This is a genomic window from Phenylobacterium terrae, assembly GCF_042681205.1.
Taxonomy (GTDB): Bacteria; Pseudomonadota; Alphaproteobacteria; order Caulobacterales; family Caulobacteraceae; genus Phenylobacterium; species Phenylobacterium terrae.
Window position 1 is genome coordinate 2,260,436 of the sequence record NZ_JBHUEY010000001.1, and the last position, 23,998, is coordinate 2,284,433.

At 70.7% G+C, this 23,998-nt stretch carries 17 protein-coding genes; 9 read left to right on the forward strand and 8 right to left on the reverse strand.

Annotated features, from left to right (window positions below):
• Positions 1-16: 16 nt before the first annotated feature.
• Positions 17-1,963 (forward strand): glucans biosynthesis glucosyltransferase MdoH, encoded by a 1,947-nt coding sequence (gene mdoH, locus ACFSC0_RS11340; protein ID WP_377282823.1) that lies wholly within the window; start codon positions 17-19, stop codon positions 1,961-1,963.
• Here the strand turns inward: mdoH and ACFSC0_RS11345 are convergent.
• The 3 genes from ACFSC0_RS11345 to ACFSC0_RS11355 are packed head-to-tail and all read right to left on the reverse strand — an operon-like array spanning position 1,960 to position 3,970.
• Positions 1,960-2,664 (reverse strand): hypothetical protein, encoded by a 705-nt coding sequence (locus ACFSC0_RS11345; RefSeq protein ID WP_377282822.1) that lies wholly within the window; start codon positions 2,662-2,664, stop codon positions 1,960-1,962. The two genes, mdoH and ACFSC0_RS11345, sit on opposite strands and share 4 nt — an antisense overlap.
• Before the next feature lie 55 nt (positions 2,665-2,719).
• The gene (gene dmeF, locus ACFSC0_RS11350; RefSeq protein ID WP_377282821.1) at positions 2,720-3,688 is read right to left on the reverse strand and encodes a CDF family Co(II)/Ni(II) efflux transporter DmeF; all 969 of its coding nucleotides are present in this window, start codon (positions 3,686-3,688) and stop codon (positions 2,720-2,722) included.
• A gap of 9 nt (positions 3,689-3,697) precedes the next feature.
• Positions 3,698-3,970 carry a metal/formaldehyde-sensitive transcriptional repressor gene (locus ACFSC0_RS11355; protein WP_377282820.1) on the reverse strand — a complete coding sequence of 91 codons (273 nt, stop codon included), beginning with the start codon at positions 3,968-3,970 and terminating at the stop codon, positions 3,698-3,700.
• Between the two features lie 563 nt (positions 3,971-4,533).
• On the opposite strand from ACFSC0_RS11355, the gene ACFSC0_RS11360 reads away from it, so the two are divergent.
• Together ACFSC0_RS11360 and ACFSC0_RS11365 are read left to right on the forward strand one after the other, a co-directional pair.
• On the forward strand, positions 4,534-6,339 hold the full coding sequence (locus tag ACFSC0_RS11360; protein ID WP_377282819.1) for an ABC transporter ATP-binding protein: 1,806 nt from the start codon (positions 4,534-4,536) through the stop codon (positions 6,337-6,339).
• The gene (locus ACFSC0_RS11365) at positions 6,336-8,129 is read left to right on the forward strand and encodes an ABC transporter ATP-binding protein (protein WP_377282818.1); all 1,794 of its coding nucleotides are present in this window, start codon (positions 6,336-6,338) and stop codon (positions 8,127-8,129) included. Before ACFSC0_RS11360 ends, ACFSC0_RS11365 begins: the two co-directional genes overlap by 4 nt.
• A 31-nt stretch (positions 8,130-8,160) precedes the next feature.
• Here the strand turns inward: ACFSC0_RS11365 and ACFSC0_RS11370 are convergent, their stop codons facing one another.
• Positions 8,161-9,375 carry a winged helix-turn-helix domain-containing protein gene (locus ACFSC0_RS11370; protein ID WP_377282817.1) on the reverse strand — a complete coding sequence of 405 codons (1,215 nt, stop codon included), beginning with the start codon at positions 9,373-9,375 and terminating at the stop codon, positions 8,161-8,163.
• Between the two features lie 177 nt (positions 9,376-9,552).
• On the opposite strand from ACFSC0_RS11370, the gene ACFSC0_RS11375 reads away from it, so the two are divergent.
• From ACFSC0_RS11375 to ACFSC0_RS11385, 3 genes are all read left to right on the forward strand, one after another.
• The gene (locus tag ACFSC0_RS11375) at positions 9,553-10,275 is read left to right on the forward strand and encodes a 16S rRNA (uracil(1498)-N(3))-methyltransferase (RefSeq protein WP_377282816.1); all 723 of its coding nucleotides are present in this window, start codon (positions 9,553-9,555) and stop codon (positions 10,273-10,275) included.
• A gap of 90 nt (positions 10,276-10,365) precedes the next feature.
• Positions 10,366-11,721, forward strand: a complete 1,356-nt coding sequence (locus tag ACFSC0_RS11380; protein WP_377282815.1) for a glutamate--cysteine ligase — start codon at positions 10,366-10,368, stop codon at positions 11,719-11,721.
• 16 nt (positions 11,722-11,737) lie between these two features.
• Positions 11,738-12,265 (forward strand): CYTH domain-containing protein, encoded by a 528-nt coding sequence (locus ACFSC0_RS11385; RefSeq protein ID WP_377282814.1) that lies wholly within the window; start codon positions 11,738-11,740, stop codon positions 12,263-12,265.
• Between the two features lie 192 nt (positions 12,266-12,457).
• Here the strand turns inward: ACFSC0_RS11385 and ACFSC0_RS11390 are convergent, their stop codons facing one another.
• Positions 12,458-12,943: a DUF427 domain-containing protein gene (locus ACFSC0_RS11390; RefSeq protein WP_377282813.1), complete on the reverse strand. Its 486-nt coding sequence runs from the start codon at positions 12,941-12,943 to the stop codon at positions 12,458-12,460.
• A gap of 171 nt (positions 12,944-13,114) precedes the next feature.
• On the opposite strand from ACFSC0_RS11390, the gene ACFSC0_RS11395 reads away from it, so the two are divergent.
• Entirely contained in the window at positions 13,115-14,947 is a 1,833-nt protein-coding gene (locus ACFSC0_RS11395) for a peptide MFS transporter (protein WP_377282812.1), read from the forward strand.
• 150 nt (positions 14,948-15,097) lie between these two features.
• On the opposite strand, the gene ACFSC0_RS11400 is transcribed toward ACFSC0_RS11395, so the two are convergent.
• From ACFSC0_RS11400 to tldD, 3 genes are all read right to left on the reverse strand, one after another.
• Positions 15,098-17,134, reverse strand: coding sequence for a TonB-dependent receptor plug domain-containing protein (locus ACFSC0_RS11400; RefSeq protein WP_377282811.1), 2,037 nt, complete (start codon positions 17,132-17,134; stop codon positions 15,098-15,100).
• 159 nt (positions 17,135-17,293) lie between these two features.
• Positions 17,294-19,336: a TonB-dependent receptor plug domain-containing protein gene (locus ACFSC0_RS11405; protein WP_377282810.1), complete on the reverse strand. Its 2,043-nt coding sequence runs from the start codon at positions 19,334-19,336 to the stop codon at positions 17,294-17,296.
• A 230-nt stretch (positions 19,337-19,566) separates the two neighbouring features.
• The gene (gene tldD, locus ACFSC0_RS11410; RefSeq protein ID WP_377282809.1) at positions 19,567-20,997 is read right to left on the reverse strand and encodes a metalloprotease TldD; all 1,431 of its coding nucleotides are present in this window, start codon (positions 20,995-20,997) and stop codon (positions 19,567-19,569) included.
• Between the two features lie 334 nt (positions 20,998-21,331).
• Here tldD and coxB point away from each other — a divergent pair, with 334 nt between their 5' ends.
• The gene (gene coxB / locus ACFSC0_RS11415) at positions 21,332-22,300 is read left to right on the forward strand and encodes a cytochrome c oxidase subunit II (RefSeq protein WP_377282808.1); all 969 of its coding nucleotides are present in this window, start codon (positions 21,332-21,334) and stop codon (positions 22,298-22,300) included.
• Between the two features lie 20 nt (positions 22,301-22,320).
• Entirely contained in the window at positions 22,321-23,970 is a 1,650-nt protein-coding gene (gene ctaD / locus ACFSC0_RS11420) for a cytochrome c oxidase subunit I (protein ID WP_377282807.1), read from the forward strand.
• The last annotated feature ends 28 nt before the right edge of the window (positions 23,971-23,998 follow it).

Here is a 23,998-nt window from a genome sequence, read left to right on the forward strand (position 1 = left end):
TTGGGTCGAGCAGAAGATGAGCATCCTGGCGACGAAAATCGCACCTGCGTCCCATTGGGCCGACACGCCCGAGCTGCCGGAGGAGGCCCCGCTGGCCATGCCGCGGCAGCGGCTGGACGCGGACGGGCCCGACCTCGCGCCGGCGCCGTCGACCTCGCCCGCGGGCGTCGCCGGCCGGCGCATCGGCCTGCTCGCCGCCACCTTGGCGCTCACCGCGCTGATGGCCTGGGGCCCCTGGCTCCTCTACGCCCGCGAGGGGTTCCAGACGCTCGAAGCCGTCGGCTTCTCGCTCTTCCTCCTGCTGGCCGCCTGCATCTGCTGCTGGTTCTGCAGCGCCGCCGCCGGCTTCTGGGTGCTGGCGAAGGGCCGCGAGCAGCAGGACCTGGCCTTCTCGCCCCGGCCGGCCGCGCCGACCACCCGCACTGCGCTGCTGATGCCGCTCTACAACGAGGACGCCGCCGCCGCCTTCGGCCGGCTGCAGGCGCTGGACGCCGCGCTCGGCCGGCTGGGCGTGGCCGACGCCTTCGACATCTTCGTGCTCAGCGACACCCGGTCCGAGGAGATCGCCGTCGCCGAGCGGGCCGCCTATTGGGACTTCTCGGCCGACGCGAACACCCGCGTCTACCTGCGCCGGCGCACCAACAACATCGAACGCAAGGCCGGCAACATCGGCGACTGGGTGCGCCGGTTCGGCGGCGCCTACGACTTCATGATCGTGCTGGACGCCGACTCGAGCATGGCCGGCGAGACGGTCCTCAGGCTCGTCGACGCCATGGAGCGCCATCCGGACGTCGGCCTGATCCAGACCACGCCCACGATCGTCGGCGCCAAGACCCTGTTCGCCTGGGGCTGCCAGTTCGGCGTGCAGATGTACGGCCGGGTGGCCGCCGCCGGCCTGGCCTGGTGGACCGGCTCCGAGTCCAGCTACTGGGGCCACAACGCCATCGTGCGGGTGAAGGCCTTCGCGGCCGCCGCCGGCCTGCCGATCCTGCCGGGCGAGCGGCCGTTCGGCGGCCACATCCTCAGCCACGACGTGGTCGAGGCGGCGCTGCTGCGCCGGGCCGGCTGGGGCGTGCACCTGACCGCAGCTCTGGACGGCAGCTGCGAGCAGACCCCGCCGAACATCCTCGAGTTCATGCGTCGAGATCACCGCTGGTGCCAGGGCAACCTGCAGCACCTGCGCCTGCTGGGCGCCCGGGGCCTGCACCCGATCAGCCGGCTGCAGCTGTTCCTGGGGTGCCTGGCCTATATCTGCTCGCCGCTGTGGCTGACCGCGTTGACGCTGGGTCTGGCGAGCCAGCTCGGCAATCCCGTGGACTGGGCCTCCTTCTTCTACTTCCTCGATCCGCGCTTCTCGCCGTTCATGCTGACCAGTCTGCTGTCGGTGCTGCTGCTGATCGGGCCCAAGCTGATGGGCGCGGCGCTGGTGCTCAGCCGCAGAGGCGAGCGGCGGGCGTTCGGCGGCGGCGCGGCGGTGGTGAAGAGCCTGGCCGTCGAGATCCTGCTGTCGGCCGCCCTGGCGCCGGTGCTGATGGTGGCCAACACCCGCTCGGTGCTGCAGACGCTGCGCGGCAAGGACGTGGGCTGGGGCGTCCAGCAGCGCGACCGCGCGGGCCTGGCCTGGCGCGACGCCTTCGAGGCGACCCGCCTGCAGATGGTGATCGGCGCCGGGTTCGTCGCCGGCCTGTGCATCCGCCCGGACCTGTCCATCGCCTTCGCCCCGGTCGTCGTGCCGCTGCTGCTGGCGCCGGCGCTGGCGGTGTTCACCTCTCGCCGGCTGTCCTCGCGCGAGCTGTCGAGCTTCGCAGCGACGCTGGAGCAGCCGGAGATCGCCGGCCTCCCGGCCCTGGCGGTGGCGCCCAGGACGGCGACCCGGCCCGCGGCCCGGCCGTCGCCCGCCTTCCAGCCCGAGCCTGAGCTCGCCCTGGCGCCGGCGCCCGTCTCGCCCTCGGCCGGAACCTAGCCCGCGGCGCGCAGGCGCCTCGCCCGGTCCCGCAGCCGCTTGGCGGCGAGACCGCCCCAAAGCAGGGCGTTGAGGCCGCAGAAGATCGCCAGCGCGCCCATGTCCTGGCGATGGCGCGCGGTCTCGGCCGCCGCATCGAGCAGCGGCCGGCCGTCCACCTGGAGCGAGAGGACCGTCGAGCCGGACGCGCCGACCACGACCTTCGCCGGCAGCCTGTCGGCCAGCGCCAGCACGGGCGCCGGATCGCACGGGCGCCTGCAGGACCAGTCGTAGTCCGTCCCGTCCGCCAGCCGCAGCGCCACGCCGTTGTCCTTCTCCCGGACGGAGACCAGATCGCCGCTTCGGGTCTCGACGCTCCCGCCGGTCAGACAGACGTGCAGGCCGACCGCGGTTCCCGACGACATCAGGACGGCCGCCAGGCCGTAGGAGACCGCGTCGGCGAGTTCCGGAGCGCGGCGGCGGCCGAACATCGCAAACAGGCACGCCGCAACGACCAGCAGGCCGGCCCCCAGGACCAGCAGCAGGACCGGCTTCCACACGCCCGCCAGGATCGCCCCGCCCGCGATGTAGATGAGGAAGCCGCCGCCGGCCATGAACAGGGCGGGGAGGAACCATTGGAAGAGGAAGCGGGCCCTCGGGGACTCCAGCGTGCCGAGCGCGGCCTTGGCCGCCATCGCCGCCCGCGACGGGGTGTTGGTCATCCCCACTCCCTAGCCGCCCGGCCGTCGGGCCGCGCTGCGGCGCTGCGCCACGCGCTCAGCCAGGGTGCGCGAACCGCTCCACCGTGACGTGCCGCAGCTCGTGCACGCGCCGCAGTCGGGCGCGGACGGCGGCCGCGGGCGCATCGCCCATGTAGCTGACGATGGCGCCGTGCGCGCCCGGTCCCAGCCGCCAGACGTGGAGGTCGGTGATGCGGGCGTCGCCGTGGGACTCCACCTCGTCGCGGACTTCGGCCTCCAGGTGCGGGTCCGCCGCATCCAGCAGCACCAGGCCGGTGTCGCGCATCAGGCTCCACGACCAACTGGCGATCACCGCCGCGCCGACGATGCCCATGACCGGGTCCAGCCAGGTCCAGCCGAAGTAGCGGCCCGACAGCAGCGCCGCGATGGCCAGCACCGAGGTCAGGGCGTCGGCGACGACGTGCAGGAAGGCCGCGCGCAGGTTGTTGTCGCGGTGGCGTCCGTGCGCGTGGTGATGATGGTGATGATCGTGAGCGTGGCCGTGGTGGTGGTGGCCGTGCCCGTGCCCGTGCCCGTGGTGGTGATGCCCGCCGCCGAGCAGCAGGGCGCTGACCAGGTTCACCGCCAGCCCGACCACGGCCACCAGCGTCGCCTGGCCGAAGGCGACCGGCTCGGGCGAGATCAGCCGCTGGACCGACTCCCAGGCGATGCCGACGGCGACCACCGCAAGCACCAGCGCCGAGGCGAAGCCCGCCAGGTCGCCCACCTTGCCGGTGCCGAACGAGAAGCGGCGGCTGCGTGCGTGCTTCTTGGCGAACGCGTAGGCGGCCGCGGCCACGGCGAGCGCGCCGGCGTGGGTCGCCATGTGGAAGCCGTCGGCCAGCAGGGCCATGGAGTTGAAGATCGTGCCGGCGACGATCTCGGCGACCATCATCGCCGCGGTCAGGGCCACGACCAGCAGGGTGCGGCGGGTGTTCTCGTCGTGATCGGCGCCGAGGAAGACGTGCTCGTGCGCGAGCGCGGCATGGTCGTGGTCGTGGGGCATGTCGAAGCCTTACTTGGCGTAGCGGCGGATGGCGGCGATGACCTCTTCGGCCCCGCGCGCCCGGGCGTCGGGATCCAGCCCCGGGGCGGCCACGTGCTCGCGCAGGTGGGTCTCGAGGATCTCCTCCATGAGCCCGCTCACGGCCCCGCGGACCGCGGCGACCTGCTGGAGGACGGCCGCGCAGTCAGGCCCCTCGGCCAGCGCACGTTCCACGGACGCCAGTTGGCCGGCGATGCGGCGGACGCGGGCGACCAGCTCAGGGTTGGAGGTCAGGTGAGCCATACTGTACTCCCCTAGAGTATGTCCTTCGCTGCGCCAAGGTGCGAGCCTGGTCTCTCGTCATGGCCGGCTTCATGCCGGCCACCCATGCTGATGAGCGCGTCAGCCGCAAGGGGCCGGGTCGCCGGGACACGCCGGGCGATGACGGAGGGATAGGGCCGCCGCCGCGTCGGGTGGGCGACACGCATACCCCCGCTCTCCCACCTTGACGGCCGCCGCGACGCCCTCTAGCTTCGGCGGCTCACTCGGTTTGGACCCACGGACGAAGGAGGCGCGAGAGTGAATCGATCTGCACGCCCAACCCTTCGCCGGATCGCCGCCGCCGAGTTCCATTAACTCACCCTGAGTTGCTCCTCGGTCGGCGCGCCCTCGACGCCCCTCGACCGATGGAAGCTTCTCTTGTCCACCTTCATTCCCGACCGCGGCTCCAGCCGCCATTCGCGACCGCTTTGCGCGGCGGCTGAGCGCGTGCGCGCGCCGGCGCCCGCCGGTGGTGCGTCCGGGAGTGTCGGCGCGCGCCTTCCATCTTCCTCCCCATCCTCCCCCCAACGCACGGCGGCCTGGTCATGACCGACGCGACTTTCGACGAGTACGACGACGAGGACGAGGCGGGCGGCGGCCGACGCCGCACCCTCTCGAACACCCAGCTGCTGGGTTACATCTGGCGTCACTGGACGGCGGAGCCGCGCCGCTTCGCCATGGCGGCTGGGATCTTCCTGACCGCCACCTTCTGCGACCTGGCCATCCCCTGGGCGGTGAAGGACCTGATGGACGCCGTCTCCCGGACGCGGGACGCGGACCTGGCGTGGAAGGCCTGGGGGCTGCTGTCGGGCCTCTACGCGGCCTACTACCTGCTGCGCTCGACGGGCTTCCGCCTGCTCAACGGCTTCTACGCCCGGATCATGGAGCGGATCGTCACCCAGGGCTTCTCGCGGGTGCAGAGCTATTCGTCCGACTGGCACGCGTCGAACTTCGCCGGCGCGACCGTGCGCAAGGTGAGCCGCGCGATGTGGGGCTACGACTCGGCCTCAGACGCCCTGCTGCTGATGCTGATGCCGACGCTGATCGTGCTCGGCGGCCTGGCCGTCTCCATGGGCGTGCGCTGGCCGCTGGTCGGTCTGTTCGTGGCCGTGCTGGTGGGCTTCTTCGCCGTCTACAACGTGCTGATGGCCAAGTACTTCACCCAGCCGGCCAACCAGCTCTCCAACCGCCTGGACTCCTCCATCGGCGCGGCCCTGGCCGACGCCATCGGCGGCAACCCGGTGGTCAAGAGCTTCGGCGCCGAGGCGCGGGAAGAGCAGCGGTTCGCCGAGGTGGTCGCCCGCTGGCGACGCTCGGTCATCCGCACCTGGAACCGCTTCAACCTGACCGGCATCGGCCAGAACCTGATGCTGATCGCGCTGCAGGCGGGGCTGACCGGCATGCTGCTCAACGCCTGGACCAAAGGCCAGGCGACGGCGGGCGACGTCGCCTTCGCCATCACCAGCTTCATGCTGATGGCCGGCTACATGCGGAACTTCTCGGAGATCACCCGCATGCTGCAGAAGGGCCTGGACGACTCGTTGGACGTGGCGGTGTTCATGCGCACCCCGCCGCAGCTGGCCGACAAGCCGGGCGCGCCGGTCTTCCGCGGCGAGATGGGCGAGATCGTTTTCGACAAGGTGACCTTCGGCTACGAGAACCAGCCGGCGGCGCTCTACCGCGACTTCTCCCTGCGCATCGCGCCGGGCGAGCGGGTGGCGCTGGTCGGGCCGACGGGCTCGGGCAAGTCGACCTTCGTCAAGCTGGTCCAGCGGCTCTACGACGTGCAGGGCGGCAGGATCCTGATCGACGGCCAGGACATCTCGGCCGTGCGGCAGGGGACCCTGCGCCGCGCCATCGCCGTGGTGCCGCAGGATCCGGCGCTGTTCCACCGGACCATCGCCGAGAACATCGCCTATGGCCGCCCGGAGGCCACGGCCGACGAGATCGAGCTGGCGGCCCGCCGGGCCAGAGCCCACGACTTCATCGCCGGCCTGCCCAAGGGCTACCAGACGCTGGTCGGCGAGCGGGGCGTGAAGCTGTCGGGCGGCGAGCGGCAGCGGGTGGCCATCGCCCGGGCCTTCCTCGCGGACGCGCCGATCCTCGTCTTGGACGAGGCGACCAGCTCGCTGGACGTCGAGACCGAGCGCCAGGTGCAGGCGGCCATGGAAGAGCTGATGGTGGGGCGCACCACCATCGTCATCGCCCACCGGCTGTCCACCATCCGGTCCGCCGACCGGATCCTGGTGTTCGACCGCGGGCGGGTCGTGGAGGAGGGCCGGCACGGCGAGCTGGTCGGAGCCGGCGGCGCCTACGCGCGCCTGCATGCGGTGACGGAGGGCGCGGCGTGAGCGAGGACCTGATCGACGAGGACGAGGGCCCGAAGAAGCGGGTCCTCTCCAACAGCCAGGTGCTGGGCTTCGTCATGCGCCTGTGGTTGCGGCGGCCGGTTCTGCTGGCCGCCGCGGTCGGGCTGATGCTGGTGGCGATCGGCTTCGACCTGGCCCTGCCGCACGCCGCCCGCATGCTGGTGGACGCGGTCACCGCCGGGCCGGCCAACGCCGACGCGGCGTGGGCCGCCTGGGCTCTGTTCGTGGGGGTCTACCTGGCCTTCACGGTGATCCGGAACATCGCCTTCCGGTTCTGGAACCCGCTCGCCTCGCGCAACATGAAGGAGCTGACCGACGAGGCCTTTAAGAAGGTCCAGTCCTTCTCGGCCGACTGGCACGCCGACAACTTCGCCGGCGCGACGGTGCGCAAGCTGACCCGCGCCATGTGGGGCTACGACCAGGTGTCGGACGCGGTGGTGCTGTGGCTGGGCCCCGCCTTCCTGGTGCTGTTCGGCCTGTCGGTGATGATGATCCTGCGCTGGCCGGCGGTGGGGTTGTTCTCGCTGCTCGCGGTGACCGCCTACGTCGCCACGACGCTGCTGATGAACAAGTACTACACGCGGCCGGCGAACCTGAAGTCGGTGGCGCTGGACTCGCGTATCGGCGGGGCGCTGGCCGACGCGGTCAGCTCCAACCCGACGGTGCGCGCCTTCGGCGCCGAGGCGCGGGAGGAGGCGCGGATCGCCGAGGTCTCGGACGCCTGGCGGGCGGCGGCGCTGAAGACCTGGACGCGGTTCATGGACGTGGGCCTGATCCAGAACGTCCTGCTGGTCATCCTGCAGGCGGGGCTCACGGGCCTCTTGCTGCGCCAGTGGCAGGCGGGGCGCGCCAGCCCGGGTGACGTGGCCTTCGCCATCACCTCCTTCATGCTGATGAGCGGCTATCTGCGAAATGTCGGCGAGAACATCCGCATGCTGCAGCGGGGCCTCGACGACGTGGAGGACGTGGCCAACTTCGCCCGCCAGGCGCCGCAGGTGCGCGACGTGGCGGGCGCCCGCCCGTTCGCCGGCGAGCTCGGCGAGATCGTCTTCGACAAGGTGACCTTCCGCTACAAGTCGGCGGACGAGCCGATCTACCAGGACTTCTCCCTGCGCATCCGCCCGGGCGAGCGGGTGGCGCTGGTCGGGCCGACCGGCGCCGGCAAGTCGACCTTCGTGAAGCTGATCCAGCGGCTCTACGACGTGCAGGGCGGGCGGATCCTGATCGATGCTCAGGACATCGCCCACGTGGACCAGGGCTCCCTGCGCCGCGCCATCGCCGTGGTGCCGCAGGACCCGGCGCTGTTCCACCGGACGATCGCTGAGAACATCGGCTACGCCCGGCCGGAAGCGACCCTGGCGGAGATCGAGCTCGCCGCGCGCCGGGCCCGCGCCCACGAGTTCATCGCCCGCCTGCCCAGGGGCTACGAGACCCTGGTCGGCGAGCGGGGCGTCAAGCTCTCCGGCGGCGAGCGGCAGCGGGTGGCCATCGCCAGGGCCTTCCTCGCCGATGCGCCGATCCTGGTGCTCGACGAGGCCACCTCCTCGCTGGACGTGGAGACCGAGCGCCAGGTTCAGGCGGCGATGGAGGAGCTGATGGTGGGCCGCACCACCATCGTCATCGCCCACCGCCTCTCCACCATCCGCTCGGCCGACCGCATCCTCGTCTTCGACGACGGCCGCATCGTCGAGGAGGGCCGTCATGCCGAACTCGTCGGCCGCGGCGGCGCCTACGCGCGCCTGCACGCGGTGACGCAGGGCGCGGCGGAGTGATCACCTTACCTCCCCTTCAGGGGAGGGAAGGTTAGAGCGCCGCCGCCAGCCGTTCGGCGAGATCCCCGCGCGGCTCCACCCGGACGTCGCCGAGGCCGAGCCACCCGCTCATCAGGCGCAGTTCGGCGGCGAGGCGGCGGGGCGTCTCATCCGTCGCCCCGGGCTCGGCGTGGGCGTGCTGGACGATCAGCACGCCGGCTTTGCGGTCGGACTTCAGGTCGACGCGGGCGGTGAGGGCCTCGCCCTCCAGGAAGGGCAGGACGTAGTAGCCGTGGGTGCGCTTCTCGGCCGGGGTGTAGATCTCGATGCGGTAGCGCAGGCCGAACAGGCGCTCGGTGCGCTCGCGGAACCAGATCAGGTTGTCGAAGGGGGAGAGCAGGGCGGTCGCGGTCGCCTTGCGCGGGCGGCGGGCTTCGGGGTGCAGGTAGGCGGGCTCACGCCAGCCCTTCACCGCCGCCGGGATCAGCTCGCCGGCCTCGACCAGCTCGGCGATGCGGACCTTGGTCTCGGCCACGGGCATGCGGAAGTAGTCGCGCAGGTCGCGCTCGGTGGCGATCCCCATCGCCCGGGCGGCGATGCGCAGGAGGCCGCGCTGGGCCTCGTCGCGCGGCGGCGTGGGCGTCTCGACGACGGCGCGGGGCAGCACCTTCTGCGGCAGGCCGTAGACGCGCTCGAAGCTGTTGCGGCGCGTGGCGGTGGTGAGGCGGCCGGTCCAGAACAGGCCCTCCAGCGCCCGCTTCGGCTCGTTCCAGCCCCACCACTTCTCCCGCTTCTTCTGACCCCAGTCGAAGTCGGAGGCGGCGAGGGGGCCGCGGGTGCGGATCTCTTCCAGGGTGCGGTCGACGAGCTGCGGATGCTCGCGCAGGAAGCGGGCGATCCCCTTCCAGACGCCGACGCCTTCGGCCGCGTCGGCCATCCGCCAGCGCAGCAGCGGGTGGGTCGTGGGCGGGATCAGCGAGGCCTCGTGGGCCCAGTATTCGACCAGCCTGGGCCTCTTGCCCCAGGCCAGCTCGTCGATCAGCGGCCGCGGATAGGCGCCGAGCCTGGCGAACAGCGGCAGGTAGTGGGTGCGCGAGACGACGTTGACGCTGTCGATCTGGATCACGCCCAGCCGCTCGATGGTGCGCATCAGCTGCCGCGGCCCGATCGGCCCCTCTGGCCTCGGCCCCGCCAGCCCCTGGGCCGCCAGGGCGATGCGCCGGGCCTGTCCGGCGGTGAGGGTCTCGGTCGCGCCGGCGTCGCTCATGGGGGGAGATCAAGCACGGCTGTGATCGTCCATTCAACCGCTCCGCGACTCCGCGCTCGTCATGGCCGGCTTCATGCCGGCCTCCCATCCTGATGAGGCGGGCCGGCGGGAACGGGCTGGGTCGCCGGGACAAGCCCGGCGATGACGAGATTGGAGAATGCGAGCTAAACAGCGCAGATGATCCGCCTGCACGTCGCCGAGCCGCTCGCCGCCAGCGCCCAGATCGCCCTGGGGCACGAGCAGAGCCACTACCTGTCCTCGGTGATGCGCCGCCAGCCGGGCGACGCCCTGCTGCTGTTCAATGGGCGGGACGGGGAGTGGCTGGGGATCGTCCTGGACGTGCGCAAGAAGGGCGTCGTCCTGGAGGTGAAGGAGAGGGTGCGCGAGCAGGCGAGCGCGCCCGACCTCGAGCTGGTGGTGGCGCTGGTCAAGCGGGCCCGGCTGGAGACCATCGTCGAGAAGGCGGCCGAACTCGGCGCGGCGCGGGTGCGCCTGGTCATCACCGAGCGGACCAACGCCGACCACGCCAAGGTCGCCCGGCTGCAGGCCATCGCGGTGGAGGCCGCCGAGCAGACCGGGCGGCTGGACGTCCCCGAAGTGCTCGAGCCGGTGAAGCTGCCGAAGCTGATCCAGGGCTGGGACGGCGGCCGCCGGCTGCTGTTCTGCGACGAGGGCGGGGACGCGCCGTCCGCTCTCGAGGCGCTGGCGGGAAAGCCCGCCGGCCCCTGGGCCGTGCTGATCGGGCCGGAAGGCGGCTTCTCGCCGGTGGAACGGGAGGTCCTGCGGGCGCTGCCCTACGCCACAGCCGCCTCGCTGGGGCCGCGGATTCTGCGCGCCGACACCGCCGCCATCGCTGCGCTCACGCTTTGGCAGGCGGCGCTTGGGGATTGGCGCACTTGAGGTTTCGCCGGTTGGCGCCCACCTGCCTGACAGCGTAAGGAACGCCGCCGGCCGCCCAGAGCGTCCAGCTTGGCATTGGGGAGGGTGTGGATGGCCGACGCCGCGTGCGAGGATCGTCCCCTGACGTTCGAGGACCTGGTCCGCTGGTTCGAGGCCGGGTGCAAACCGCCGTCCGAACACCTGGTGGGCGCCGAGCACGAGAAGTTCGTCTTCCGCAGGGCGGACCTGGGGCCCGTGCCCTACGACGGCCCCGCCGGCATCAACGCCCTGCTGGAAGGGCTGATGCGCTTCGGCTGGAAGGGCGTCTACGAGGGCGAGAACGTCATCGCCCTGGAGCGCGGCAAGGCCAACGTCTCCCTGGAGCCCGGCGGCCAGTTCGAGCTCTCCGGCGCGCCGCTCGCCACCATGCACGAGATTTGCGAGGAGACCGGCGCCCACCTGCAGGAGATCAAGATCGTCGCCGACGAGCTCGGCCTCGGCTTCCTGGGCCTCGGCTTCACGCCGCTGTGGCGGCGCGAGGACGTGCCGGTGATGCCCAAGGGCCGCTACAAGATCATGCGGCAGTACATGCCGAAGGTCGGCGGCATGGGCCTGGACATGATGTTCCGCACCTGTACCGTGCAGGCCAACCTCGACTACGCGTCCGAGGCGGACATGGTGGCCAAGTTCCGCACCAGCCTGGCCCTGCAGCCGATCGCCACCGCCCTGTTCGCCAATTCTCCGTTCACGGAGGGCAAGCCCAACGGCTTCCTCTCGGCGCGCGCCAACGTGTGGACCGACACCGACCCGGACCGCACGGGGATGCTGCACTTCGTCTTCCAGCCGGGGTTCGGCTTCGAGACCTACGCCCGCTACGCGCTCGGCGTGCCGATGTATTTCGTCAAGCGCGACCGCTACATCGACGTGGCGGGCCGCGCGTTCGGCGACTTCATGAAGGGCGAGCTGGCGGAACTGCCGGGCGAAAAGCCCAGCCTGAAGGACTGGGCCGACCACACCTCGACCATCTTCCCGGAAGTGCGGCTGAAGCAGTACCTGGAGATGCGCGGCGCCGACGCCGGGCCCTGGAGCCGGCTCTGCGCCCTGCCGGCGCTGTGGACCGGCATCTTCTACGACCCGCCCTCGCTGGCCGCCGCCTGGGACCTCTGCAAGGACTGGACGACCGAAGAGCACGACCAGGTCCGCGCCGACGTCGCGCGCCTCGGCCTGAAGGCCAAGGTCGGCGGCCGCACGGTGCAGGAGATCGCCAAAGACATGCTGGCCATCTCCCGCCAGGGGCTGAAGAACCGGAACCGCCTGTCCGGCGGGCTGGTGGACGAGACCGGCTACCTCTCCGATCTGGACGAGATCGCCGACAGCGGCATCACCCCGGCCGAGCGGCTGCTGGAGGCCTACCACGGGCCCTGGCAGGGGGACGTGACCAAGGTCTTCGAGGCCCTGGCCTACTAGCCCGCGGAGAGGGGCCGTGCAGCTTCCCAAGTACGCGGTCCTGGAGAACGAGCGCCGGTTCCTGGTGCGGCCGCAGGCGGTGGAGGCGCTGGCCATCTCCCGCCGGCGGCTCATCGAGGACCGTTACCTCTCCGGCGGGCGCATGCGGCTGCGGGCCATCACCGACGAGGCGAGCGGGGCGCGCGAGTTCAAGCTCTGCAAGAAGTACGGCTCGGCCGACGCGGTCTCCGAGCCGATCGTCAACATCTACCTGTCGGAAGCCGAGCACGCGGCGTTCGCGATCTTGCCGGGCGCGTACGTCGTGAAGCGCCGCTGCAGCGTGGATCACGCCGGCCGCGCCTTCAGCCTGGATCTCTTCCTCGGCCGCCTGGAAGGCCTGGCGATCTGCGAGGCCGAGGCGGCGACCCGCGAGGACGTCCTCGCCCTGGCCTTCCCGCCCTGGGCCGCGGTGGAGATCACGGCCGAGCCGTTCTTCGCCGGCGGCAACCTGGCCGTGGCCGCGCCGGCCGACGTCCGCCGCAGGGCGGCCGAACTTTTGAAATGATCTTTCCTCCCCTGCGAAGCGGGGGTGGGGGAGGGGGCGAGCCGCCGGCTCCCGAGACAGGATTAGTGCAGATCGGAGCGAGCCGCAGCGCCGCGCCTGTGGTCTGCCCTTTCCACCACCCGCCCTACAGCCGGCGTTCGCCGGCTTCGGCGGACGGTACCCCTTTCCCATGAATGGGAAAGGAAGGGGGCTCTACGACTCCGGGTTCCTCACATTCGGCGCCCAGTGTTCGCGCTGGCTGTAGCCGGCGCCGGTGTCGGTGTGCTTGACCACCTCGTCGACGCGGGCGCGGTCCTCGGGCCCGGCGTCCCCCTCCGCGCGCGCGACCTTCTCGTCGGCCTCGTAGACGTCCACCAGCCTGGGATCGAAGGCGACGTGGCCCGCGAGCATCCCGAGCTCCTCGTCGATGGGCGATTCGTAGCTCCAGACCCCGTTCTCGGCGAGATTCCCGTCCATCAGCAGGGTGTAGTAGGTCGCATCGCCCTTGTAGGGGCAGCGGCTCGTCTTGTCGGTGCGCGACATGTACTCCATCGAGACGGACTCGCGCGGGAAGTAGACGACCGGGTTCAGGCCTTGCTCGTGCACGATCACCGCGTCGTCGCTGTCGGCGATCAGGTGGCCGGCGAAGAGGGCCCGCCAGCGGCGGCCGGCGCGTTCCACTCGGATGGGGCTAGTCATGGGCGCAGTCCTCCTCTCGGGAAAGGATCAACGCGTCAGGGCCGGGCAAGCTCCGCAGGGGCGCCGGCTTGCTTGTGCTTGCGCCCCTCGCGTGGTTCTCTCCCGGCAAACTGAAGCGGCGCAGGTAGAATTTCCCTGTCCGCCGAGCAACAGGGACCGAAAAGGCCTCGCATGATCATCATCCTCATCGGGATTCTCATCACCCTAGTCACCGGAATCCCGGTGTTGCTGCAGATGCTGCGCAACCACCCGCGCGGCCTGATGATCCTGTTCTTCGCCGAGATGTGGGAGCGGTTCTCCTACTACGGGATGCGCGCCATCCTGATCTTCTACCTGACCCAGCACCTGTTGTTCGACGACGAGACGGCGACCCTCCAGTACGGGTCCTACACCTCTCTGGTTTACCTGCTGCCGCTGATCGGCGGGATCCTCGCCGACCGCTATCTCGGCACGCGCAAGGCGATCCTCTTCGGGGCGATCCTGCTCGTCGCCGGCCACTCGACCATGGCCATCGAAGGCCGGCAGACGCAGGAGGCTCTGGTCTACGCCGGCCAGACCTACCAGGTCGCCGCCGAAGGCCGCATGGAGGAACGCGAAGCCTTCCTGGTTGTCGGCGGCGAGCGCTACGAGTTCAGCCAGACCGAGGCGGGGCTGTCGATCGAAGGGCTGCCGGCGACCGCGCCGCTGCCGGCCGTGCTGCCGCCGGGCTCGTTCGAGATGGTCCAGACCGCCGACTCGATCGGGACCATGGCCTTCTACCTGGCGGTGTCGCTGATCATCATCGGCGTCGGCTTCCTCAAGCCCAACATCTCGACCATCGTGGGCCAGCTCTACCCGCAGGGCGACCCGCGTCGGGATTCCGGCTTCACCCTCTACTACTACGGCATCAACCTGGGGGCCTTCTGGGCTTCCATCCTCTGCGCCTGGCTGGGCCTCAAGTTCGGCTGGTGGGCCGGCTTCGGCCTGGCCGGGATCGGCATGCTGGCGGGCCTGATCGTCTTCGTCTGGGGCAAGCCGCACCTGCAGGGCCACGGCGAGCCGCCGGACCCTGAGCGGCTGCGGCGGCCGCTGTTCGGCCCGATCAACCGCGAGTGGCTGATCTATCTCGCGGGCCTGGCGGCGGTGCCGGCGATCTGGTTCCTGGTGCAGCGGAACGCGCTGGTGGGCGTCGGCCTGGCGCTCGCCACCGTGCTCACCCTGGCCTTCATCGTCTGGTTCCTGGTGGTGAAGTGCGACCGCGTCGAACGCGACCGGATGATGCTGGCGCTGGTGCTGATCGCCGGGTCGGTGGTGTTCTGGACGCTGTTCGAGCAGGCCGGGACCTCCCTCAACCTGTTCGCGGCCCGCAACGTCGAGCTGATGGGCATCCCCGCAGCCCAGGTGCAGTCGTTCAACGCCGGCTTCATCCTGATCTTCGCGCCGATCTTCGCGGCCATGTGGGCCTGGCTGGCGCAGCGCGGACGCGATCCCAACCCGGTGATGAAGTTCGGGCTCGGCCTGATCCAGCTCGGCCTCGGCTTCATGGTGGTGGTCTGGGGCGCGGGTCTGGCGGGGGCGGACGCCCGGGTGCCGCTGATCCTGCTGGTGGTCCTCTACCTGCTGCACACCACGGGCGAGCTGTTCCTGTCCCCCGTCGGCCTGTCGGAGATCACCAAGCTCTCCGTCGCCTCGATCGTCAGCTTCATGATGGCGGTGTGGTTCCTGTCCTCGTCCTGGGCGCAGTACGTGGGCGGCATCATCGCCGGCCTGGCCGGGACCGAGACGATCGGCGGCGAGGTGGTCGATCCGGCGGCCGCGTTGGAGACCTCGCTTCGGGTGTTCAACATGCTCGGCCTGTGGGGCATGGGCATCGGCGTCGCCTTCATCGCCCTGTCCTTCTTCATCAAGCACTGGGCCCACGGTGTGAACGAGCCCACCGGCGGCGCCCAGCCCGAGCCGATCGCCCCGGTCCTCGACGGCGAGCGCCAGGCGGTGAGCCCGGCGGCGGTGACACGGGATCAGTAGTCCTCAGACCTCTCCCTCCGCCCTGCGGGGGGAGAGGGTAGGGTGAAGGAGGTCCGGCGGCGGAGCTGCTCCGACGCTGGAGGCCCTCGCTGCGCTCGGGCCCCCTCACCCAACCCTCTCCCCGCCTTGCGGGGAGAGGTCTTTCAAGCCTCAGCTTCCGAACAGCTTGCGCACGACCACGTAGAAGAACGGCTTCACCTGCACGTCGCGGTCGTCGACGTACAGGATCGGGCTCTGGCCGCGCAGGCCGGCCCAGACGGTGCGGGTGCGCCGCGCGCCGCGGCCGATGGGGTTCTGGATCTCGCCGCGGATCACCCAGCCGGGCGGCTTGTACTCGGCGAACACCACCGTCCAGGCCTTCAGCTTGTAGGTGTTGGTCTCGTTGAGGCCGTAGGTCGTCTCGCGGATGGCGCTGTAGGCGTCGATCCCCCAGCCGATCCGCCGCTCCGGGAAGTCCTGGGTGAAGTGGGCCTCCCACTCCAGCGGCCGGACCAGCGAAATCTCCCGCGGCAGGCCGGTGGGCGGGTCGATCACCTCGCTCCAGCGCCGGGTGGCCTGGCCCTTCAGCAGGCCGTTCGACAGGCCCAAGCGGTCCAGCGGCAGGGTCAGGCTGACGATCGCCTCGTCGCGCGTGCCGTCGCCGAGGTTGCCGGGCGCCTCGAAGCCGCGGATGGAGACGCGGTCGACGACCTCGCTGATCGCCACGTGGCGCAGGGTCAGCGCCGCCGAGCCGTTGCTCCAGAACCGGCGCTCGTAGGCGACCTCGAAGATGTCCTCCTGCTGCGGCTCCAGGTCGGGATTGCCGGCCACCACCTGCTGGCCCACCTGGCTGGCGGCGGTGAAGTCCTCGAATCGGAGCTGGCCGACGTAGCGCTCGAGCCGCAGCCGCACCTGGTTCTGCGGATTGGGCGACCAGACGACGATCAGCCGCGGCTTCGGATAGCGGAGCGTCTTCTCCAGCACGACGTCGCCGGACGAGCTGACGGTGGACTCCTCGATGCGCATGCCCGCCTCGGCGCTGAGCGCCGGCATCGGCCGCCAGGAGGCGGTGGCGAAGATCTCCGACCGCTGCTCCTCGACCACGACGTTGGCGGCGGGGAGCGGCACCGGGATGCGGCCACGGCTCAGCCGGGTCTCGCTCTCCAGCGAGTTGAACGCCGCCTCGAAGCCGCCCTTCAGGCTCAGCAGCGGGTGGGCCTGGAAGGTCAGCTCGCCCCGGCCGATGGTCTCCTCGGTGTCCTTCTCCAGGTGATATTCCTGGTCCAGGACGAGGAGGTCCTGGAACTGGTCGGTCTCGGAGTGCTGGCCCTGGCGGATGAAGATGCCGTCGAAGCTGAGCCGCTCGCCCAGCGGCCGCGACCAGCGGGCGCCGATCTCGCGCTGCCAGTTCTTGGACTTGTTGACGAAGCTCTCGAACCCGCCGGCCGGCGTCGTCAGCTCCTGGTACTCGTGGCTCGTGCCGGGATTGACGAACACCCGGCCGTTCACCCGCAGCCGTCCGCCGAGCGCAGGCGTCTCGTACGCGCCGGTGAGATTGTAGCGCGAGCCGTGACCCCAGGCGTAGATGCTGCCCTGGATCAACGGCACGCCGCCGGGGGTGATCCTGAGGCGGGCGCCGTCGCCGACGTTGTCGGAGAAGCCGCTGCCGCCGGAGACCAGCGCCTCGAAGCGGCGGCCGTTCCAGCGGCGGGAGTACTCGAACCGGGCCCCGTTCAGGTGACGCCCGTCGGGCGCGTAGTGCTCGTGCGCCTGGAAGAGCCCCTGGGAGCTGGCGTCGGTGCGCTGGACGATGTTGGCGACCACCGGCTTGCCCTGCATGTCGATGCCGGGCGCGCCGCCGCGGATCACGTCGATGCGCTGCACGGACGAGGCGGGGATGCGCTTGAGGGTGTCTTCCAGCGCCTCGGTCTTGGCGGCCGGCCGGTCGCCGTTGATCAGCACGTTGCCGGCCCCGCCGGCGAAGCCGCGCACCGTCTCGCCCTTGTCGAAGGTGAAGCCGGGCAGGCGGGAGATCATGTCGTAGGCGGTCTGCGGCCGGGCCTCGGCGAAATAGTCCGCCGGATAGGAGATCACGCCCCGCTGCGCATCGGCCGCAGTTTCGGGCGGCGCAGGCGCGGCCGGCGCCGGCGCGATCTCACCGGGCTCCGCGGCGGCCAGCGCCGCGGCCAGAGTGGCGGACAGGAACATGGACGAGAGGCTCCCCCAGACGCTTGGGTAGCCCGGCTGACGCCGTTCGGCGAAGCCTAATTTTACAGCGTTCGCTGGTTTTTCCGTCAGGTGCGGCTTTGCCGCGACGGGAGCGGGGCGACTGGCCTTCTCCCCTGGCGGGAGGAGGGGACTGGAGCCTCACCCCCCGAAGCTCTTGCGGACGCGGACGTAGAACAGCCGGCCGAACTGGCGGTCGCGGTCGAAGACTTCGGGGGCGAGGGTGACGTCGCGGCCGCCGGGGTAGACGTAGCGGGTGCGGCGGAAGCCCCGCTCGCCGACGTTCGAGACGGCCAGGCGGACGTTGATGTCGGGCCGCGGACGGACCTCGGCGAACAGCTCGACCCAGTTCTTCAGCTTGACCACGTCGACCTCGTCGAAGCGGTAGTAGGTCTCGCGCCAGGCGCCGAAGACGTTGACGCCCCAGGTGGTGTTGAGACGCGGCAGGTCGTGGGTGAAGTGGGCCTCCCACTCCAGCGGCCTCAGACCCGAGATCTCGCGCTTCTGCAGCGTCGTGGGGTCGGTGACCTCCGAACGGCGCCAGGTGGACTCGGCCTGCAGCTGCGCGCCCTTCAGCCCCAGCCGGGTGAGCGGCAGGGTCAGGTTCAGGACGAGCTCGTCGCGGATCCCGTCGCCGATGTTGGCCGGGGCGTCGAACACCCCCTCCAGGGTGCGGATCGGGGCCCGGTCGATGACGTCGGTCAGGTTCGAGCGGCGGGCGGTCAGCACGACGGCGCCCCCGTCCAGGAAGCGGCGCTCGAGCGCCGCCTCGACCACCCACTCCTGCTCGGGATCGAGGTCCGGGTTGCCGGCGGTCAGGGTGCTGGAGTTGACTGAGTCCGAGGAGACGAAGTCGTCGAAGTCGAGTTGGCCGACCACCCGCTCCAGGCGCAGCCGCAGCTGGGTCTTCTCGTCCGGCGCCCAGGTCAGCGCCGCGCGCGGCTTGAGGAAGTAGAGCGTCTTCTCGAGCTCGACGTCGCCCTCGGAGGAGATGTTGGAGCCCTCGTAGCGAAGGCCGCCCTCCAGGGTGAGCTTGCGGTGCGCCTGCCAGACGGCCTTGCCGAACACCTCGCCGCGCTTCTCCTCGACCCGCACGTCGCCGGCGGGAACGGGCACAGGCGCGCCGTTGACGGCCAGCCGGGTGACGCCCTCCAGCCAGTTGAAGGCGCCCTCCGCGCCCGCTTCGAACGACAGCCGGTCGTTGTGCCGGTAGGAGAGCTTGGCCCGGCCGATGCTCTCCCCGAGGTCCGAGTCGCGGGTGAAGGCGACCGCCTCGCCCGGCGCCTCGAAGTTCGAGGCGATCTGTTGCGACTCGGTCTGCTGGATGCCCACGAGCTCGAGCGAGGTGCGGGCGCCGAGGACGCGCGAGTAGCGTCCGCCCAGCTCGGTCGAGACGGTGTCGACCTCGTCCTGGCCGCGGGCGAGATAGGGCGTTGGGAAGGTCACCCGCCCCAGCTCGTCGTACTCGTAGACCTCGGCGAAGAACCGCCCGTTGACCCGCAGCTTGCCGCCGGCCAGCGGCGTCTCGATCGCGCCGGTGGCGTTGACGTTGAGCACGTCGCCGTCGGTGTCGAGGAAGGCGGTCTCCACGGGCCGGCCGGCGGCGTCGAGGTGGACGGCCGGGCCGTCGCCTGCGCCGTCGTCGATGCCCTCGCCGCCGACGACGCCGGCCTCCCAGGACGTCACGCCCCACTTGCCGGAGCCCTCGAGCCGCGCGCCCTGGGCGTTGCGGCCGTCGTAGGCGGCGTTGTTGGAGATGGCGGCCAGGCCGCGGAAGCCGCCGCCCTGCTTGCGGATGACGTTCGCGATCACCGACTGGCCCTGCATGTCGATGCCGGGCGCGCCGCCCCGGATCAGGTCGATCCGCTCCACCTGCGAGAAGGGGATGCGGCGCAGGATCGACTCCAGGTTGTCGCTCTTGGAGGCCGGCCGTTCGCCGTCGATCAGCACGTTTCCGGCCGCCCCCTCGAAGCCGCGCACGTCGGCCCCGCCGTCGAAGGCGAAGCCGGGCAGGCGGGACACCATCTCGAAGGCGTTGCCCGGCGCGAAGCTCTCGAAGAAGGCCGGCGGATAGCTGATCACCGCCGGCGCGGCCGCGGGTGCGGCCTCGCTGGCCTGGGCGTCGGACGCGGCGTCAGGGGCGGCGGCGGCCAGCGCCGCGGCGAAGATCGATGTAACGAGCAATGTAACCTCTCCCGCGGGGAGAGAGCCCGCCCCAATCAAGCTTCGCCAATTAAATTGCGGAAAGGTGGATTAAATTTCGGACAGGTGGGTGCGGCGCGGCCCCCTCCACCACGCTACGGGTGGTCCCCCTCCCCCAAGGGGGAGGAGAATCGATGCGGCGCCGGAGTTCCTCTCCTCCCCCTTTGGGGGAGGGGGACCGCCGAAGGCGGTGGAGGGGGCCTGCCGCGGCCTCAGAGGCTCGTGCCGCCCACCGTCAGGCCGGTCAGCTTCAGCGAGGGCTGTCCGACGCCGACGGGGACGCTCTGGCCGGACTTGCCGCACATGCCGATGCCCGGGTCGAAGTCGAAGTCGTTCCCGATCATGGTCACCCGGGTCAGGGCCGAGGGGCCGTCGCCGATCAGGGTCGCGCCCTTCACCGGCGTGGTCACCTTGCCGTCCTCGATCAGGTAGGCCTCGGTGCACTGGAAGACGAACTTGCCGTTGGTGATGTCGACCTGGCCGCCGCCGAAGTTGGCGCAGTAGAGGCCGCGCTTGGTCGAGGCGATCATCTCCTCGCGGGTCGAATCGCCGGCCAGCATGCCGGTGTTGGTCATCCGGGGCATCGGCAGGTGGGCGTAGGACTGGCGCCGGCCGTTGCCGGTGGCCTTCAGACCCATCAGCCGCGCGCTCATCCGGTCGTGCATGTAGCCGACCAGGACGCCGTCCTCGATCAGGATGGTGCGCTCGGTGGGCGTGCCCTCGTCGTCGACGGTCAGCGAGCCCCGGCGGCCGGCGATCGAGCCGTCGTCGAAGACGGTGACGCCGGGCGCGGCCACCCGCTCGCCGATCCGGCCGGAGAAGGCCGAGGTGCCCTTGCGGTTGAAGTCGCCTTCCAGCCCGTGGCCCACCGCCTCGTGCAGCAGCACCCCGTTCCACCCCGGTCCGAGGACCACGTCCATCTCGCCGGCCGGGCAGGGAACGGCGTCGAGGTTGACCAGCGCCTGGCGCAGGGCCTCGTCGACCTGCTCCTGCCAGCGGTCGGGCGTGATCCAGGTCTCGAAGCCGGCGCGGCCGCCGGCGCCCGACGATCCGCTCTCGCGCCGGCCCTCGCGCTCGACGGTGACCTGGACGTTGATCCGGCACAGCGGGCGCACGTCGCGAATCAGCCGCCCGTCGGCCCGCAGGATCTCCACCGTCCGCCGCTCGCCGGCCAGCGAGGCCATCACCTGAACCACGCGCGGGTCGCGCGCGCGGGCCCAGGCGTCGATCTCCTGCATCAGGGCGACCTTGTCGGAGAAGTCGGGCGAGGCGAGGGGATTGTCCTCGCCGTAGAGCTTCTCGTTGGTGGCCCGGGGCGGCTCGGCGGCGACGCCCTGGTACCCGCGCTTGGCCAGCGCCGCGGACTGGGCCGCCCGGGCGATGGCGCCCTCGGAGATTTCGCTGGAGTGGGCGTAGCCGGCGGTCTCGCCGGCGACCACCCGCAGGCCGAAGCCCTCGGTGGCGTCGTAGGAGGCCGACTTCAGCCGCCCGTCATCATAGAGGAAGGCCTCGCTCTCGCTGCGCTCCACGAACAGCTCGCCGTCGTCGGCCCCGGCGAGGGCCTCGCCGAGCAGGCCGCGCGCGCGATCGGCGTCGACGCCGGAGGAGGCCAGGATCGAGGGGGCGGAGGCGTGCGCGTTCATGGGCCGGTCTTCTCTTCAGGCTGGAGAGCCTAGAGATAGGGGCTCAGGCCTGCCGCGTCACCCGCGGCCGATGCGTCCGGGCCTGCTCGCCAGCCGAACGCCGGTCGCTGTTGGCCGCCGATACGGCGGTCTCCCGCCACGGTTTTCCGAGGGGCCGCTTGACGAAGGTCAAGCCGTCGCAAGGCGAGTGCAGCCAACCGCCTTGGCAATCTTGGGGAAGGCGCGTATGGACGCCCGCGAAGGGCCCGGGACGAGTTCCGCGCGGCCCCTACGTTCGTATGGCCGGGAGAATCGCCTCCAATCCGGGGCGCGCGGCCGAAGAGACCGAGGGGACATGAAGTCGAGGTTTCAGGGGATCCGTGCGCTGGCGGCTGGGGCGGCCGCAAGCGTCGCGATGGCGTCTTTCGCCGGCGCCGCATTCGCCGAAGACTTGCTGGGGCAGCCGACGCCCGGCGGGATCGGGCTGCAGCCGGCGGCTTCGCCGCTGAAGCACCAGGCGCACTTCTTCCATGATGCGGTGCTGATGCCGATCATCACGGCCATCTGCCTGCTGGTGCTGGGCCTGCTGATCTGGGTCGTCGTGCGCTTCAACAAGCGCTCGAACCCGACGCCCGCCCGCTGGAGCCACAACACGCCGGTCGAGATCGTCTGGACCGTGGCGCCGGTGATGATCCTGATGTTCATCGCCATCTTCTCGTTCCGGCTGCTGTTCGCCTACCACGACATGCCGCGCGCGGACGTGACGGTGAAGGCGACCGGCTACCAGTGGTACTGGGGCTACGAGTATCCGGACCTGGAGATCAGCGAGTACATCTCCAACATGCTGCCGGAGGAGGACGCCAAGGCCCGCGGCGTGCCCTATCGACTGGCGGTCACCGAGCCGATCGTGGTGCCGGAGGGCAAGGTCGTCCGCGTTCTGACCACCGGCGCGGACGTGATCCACGCCTTCGCCATCCCGGCCTTCGGCGTCATCACCGACTCCGTCCCGGGCCGCGTGAACGAGACCTGGTTCAAGGCCGACAAGGTCGGCACCTACTACGGCAACTGCCGTGAGCTGTGCGGCGTCGACCACGCCTTCATGCCGATCGAGGTGAAGGTCGTGACCCAGGCCGAGTTCGACGCCTGGGTGGCCTCCAAGACCGGCAAGGCGCCGGCTCCGACGCCGACCACCCTGGACGCGGCCGCCGACGCGGCTTCGGCCCAGGCCGCCGCGCCCGCCGCCGCCGCTGGGGCTCCGGCCCCCGCCGCTCCCGCACCCGCCGCCGCCGCTCCGGCGACGCCTGCCGCGCCCGCCGCGAAATAGTCTCCAGGACTCGAAGTCAGATGGCTCACGCCGCCGCTCACGCAGACCACGACCATAAGCCGGGCTTCCTCGTCCGCTGGTTCCTTTCGACCAACCACAAGGACATCGGCACGCTGTACCTGCTGTTCGCCATCATGGCGGGCATCGTCGGCGGCGCCCTGTCCGGCCTGATCCGCTGGGAGCTCGCCGAGCCGGGCATCCAGGTGTTCACCGAAGGCAGCCTGCTGGCCAAGCTCGGCCTCGTGGAGGCCTCCAAGCACGGCTACAACGTGGTCGTCACCGGCCACGCCCTGATCATGATCTTCTTCATGGTCATGCCGGCGATGATCGGCGGGTTCGGCAACTGGTTCGTGCCGCTGATGATCGGCGCGCCCGACATGGCCTTCCCGCGGATGAACAACATCTCGTTCTGGCTGCTGGTGGCCGCCTGGGTGCTGCTGCTGCTGTCGATGTTCACCGACGGCGGCCCGGGCCGCGGCTTCGGCGGCGGCTGGACGCTCTATCCGCCGCTGTCGACCATGGGCCACGCGGGCCCGGCGATGGACTTCGCCATCCTGTCGGTCCACCTGGCCGGCGCCAGCTCGATCCTCGGCGCCATCAACTTCATCACCACCATCTTCAACATGCGCGCGCCGGGCATGACCCTGCACCGGATGCCGCTGTTCGTGTGGTCGGTGCTGGTCACCGTCTTCCTGCTGCTGCTGTCGCTGCCCGTGCTGGCCGGCGCCATCACCATGCTGCTGACCGACCGCAACTTCGGCACCGCCTTCTTCAACCCGGCGGGCGGCGGCGACCCGATCATGTACCAGCACCTGTTCTGGTTCTTCGGTCACCCCGAGGTCTACATCCTGATCCTGCCGGGCTTCGGCATCATCAGCCACATCGTGGCGACCTTCTCGAAGAAGCCGGTGTTCGGCTACCTGGCCATGGCCTACGCCATGGTGGCGATCGGCTTCGTCGGCTTCATCGTGTGGGCGCACCACATGTACACGGTCGGCATGAACATCAATCTGCGCGCCTACTTCGTGGCCGCGACCATGGTCATCGCCGTGCCCACGGGCGTGAAGGTGTTCAGCTGGATCGCGACGATGTGGGGCGGGTCGATCGACTTCAAGACGCCCATGCTCTGGGCGATCGGCTTCATCTTCCTGTTCACGGTCGGCGGCGTCACCGGCGTCGTCCTGGCCAACGCCGGCATCGACTACAGCCTGCACGACACCTACTACGTGGTGGCCCACTTCCACTACGTGCTGAGCCTGGGCGCCGTGTTCGCGATCTTCGCCGGCTTCTACTACTGGTTCGAGAAGATCTTCGGCGTGAAGTACCGCGAGTGGCTCGGCGCGCTGCACTTCTGGATCACCTTCATCGGGGTGAACCTGATCTTCTTCCCGCAGCACTTCCTTGGCCTGCAGGGCATGCCGCGGCGCTATGTCGACTACCCGGACGCCTTCGCGCTGTGGAACTGGGTCTCCTCGCTCGGCTACGCCGTCACCCTGGCGGGCGTGGGCGTGTTCCTGGTGGTCCTGCTCGACGCGATGGTCTTCCGCCGCAAGGCCGAGGCCAACCCGTGGGGCGAGGGCGCGACGACGCTGGAGTGGACCCTGTCCTCGCCGCCGCCGTTCCACCAGTTCAACGAGCTGCCGGTGGTGCGTCCGGACGCGCACCACTAGCGCCGGCGAACCTATGACCTACGGGGTG

Coding starts and splice junctions, on each gene's coding strand:
- ACFSC0_RS11400 (WP_377282811.1), bottom strand. CDS start 17,134: ATGTTCCTGTCCGCCACTCTGGCCGCGGCGCTGGCCGCCGCGGAGCCC.
- ACFSC0_RS11380 (WP_377282815.1), top strand. CDS start 10,366: ATGGCCGACGCCGCGTGCGAGGATCGTCCCCTGACGTTCGAGGACCTG.
- mdoH (WP_377282823.1), top strand. CDS start 17: ATGAGCATCCTGGCGACGAAAATCGCACCTGCGTCCCATTGGGCCGAC.
- tldD (WP_377282809.1), bottom strand. CDS start 20,997: ATGAACGCGCACGCCTCCGCCCCCTCGATCCTGGCCTCCTCCGGCGTC.
- coxB (WP_377282808.1), top strand. CDS start 21,332: ATGAAGTCGAGGTTTCAGGGGATCCGTGCGCTGGCGGCTGGGGCGGCC.
- ACFSC0_RS11370 (WP_377282817.1), bottom strand. CDS start 9,375: ATGAGCGACGCCGGCGCGACCGAGACCCTCACCGCCGGACAGGCCCGG.
- ctaD (WP_377282807.1), top strand. CDS start 22,321: ATGGCTCACGCCGCCGCTCACGCAGACCACGACCATAAGCCGGGCTTC.
- ACFSC0_RS11395 (WP_377282812.1), top strand. CDS start 13,115: ATGATCATCATCCTCATCGGGATTCTCATCACCCTAGTCACCGGAATC.
- ACFSC0_RS11345 (WP_377282822.1), bottom strand. CDS start 2,664: ATGACCAACACCCCGTCGCGGGCGGCGATGGCGGCCAAGGCCGCGCTC.
- ACFSC0_RS11360 (WP_377282819.1), top strand. CDS start 4,534: ATGACCGACGCGACTTTCGACGAGTACGACGACGAGGACGAGGCGGGC.
- ACFSC0_RS11390 (WP_377282813.1), bottom strand. CDS start 12,943: ATGACTAGCCCCATCCGAGTGGAACGCGCCGGCCGCCGCTGGCGGGCC.
- dmeF (WP_377282821.1), bottom strand. CDS start 3,688: ATGCCCCACGACCACGACCATGCCGCGCTCGCGCACGAGCACGTCTTC.
- ACFSC0_RS11375 (WP_377282816.1), top strand. CDS start 9,553: ATGATCCGCCTGCACGTCGCCGAGCCGCTCGCCGCCAGCGCCCAGATC.
- ACFSC0_RS11355 (WP_377282820.1), bottom strand. CDS start 3,970: ATGGCTCACCTGACCTCCAACCCTGAGCTGGTCGCCCGCGTCCGCCGC.